The sequence below is a fragment of the Mycobacterium sp. NGS26 genome (assembly GCF_059813025.1).
In genome coordinates this window covers 1-473 of sequence record NZ_JCALDU010000032.1, presented here as the reverse complement: position 1 = coordinate 473, position 473 = coordinate 1, and the positions used below count along the sequence as shown (strand labels likewise).

General features: G+C 69.3%; 1 protein-coding gene. It reads left to right on the top strand.

Going from position 1 to position 473, the window contains the following annotated elements; genetic code table 11:
- Nucleotides 1-473: AMP-binding protein (locus AC5Y6X_RS24420; RefSeq protein ID WP_499989717.1), on the top strand; the 473-nt coding region annotated here is incomplete at both ends.

Below are 473 nucleotides of genomic sequence, written 5' to 3'. Positions count from 1 at the left end.
AGCGGAGTCGTTGCCCACGCATCTGCCGGCCGCGCGGGTCTGGACGCAGTGCCATTCGTACGGCTTCGACTTCTCGGTGTGGGAGATCTGGGCCGCACTCCTCGGTGGTGGGCGGCTGGTCGTCGTGCCCGAGTCGACGGCCGGCTCACCGGATGACTTCCACGAACTGCTGGTGGCCGAACGCGTCAATGTGCTGACCCAAACCCCGTCAGCGGCGGCTGCGTTGTCGCCCGACGGGCTGGATTCGGTGGCGGTGCTACTCGGCGGCGAGGCGTGCCCGGCAGAGATTGTGGATCGCTGGGCGCCCGGGCGGGTGGTGATCAACGCCTACGGCCCAACCGAAGCCACCGTGTACACCTCGATGAGTGCCCCGCTGGCTCCAGGAGTAACAGTGGTGCCGATCGGCGCCCCGGTGTCAACCGCGGCGTCGTTCGTGCTCGACGGTCGGTTGTGCCCGGTGCCGGCCGGGGTCG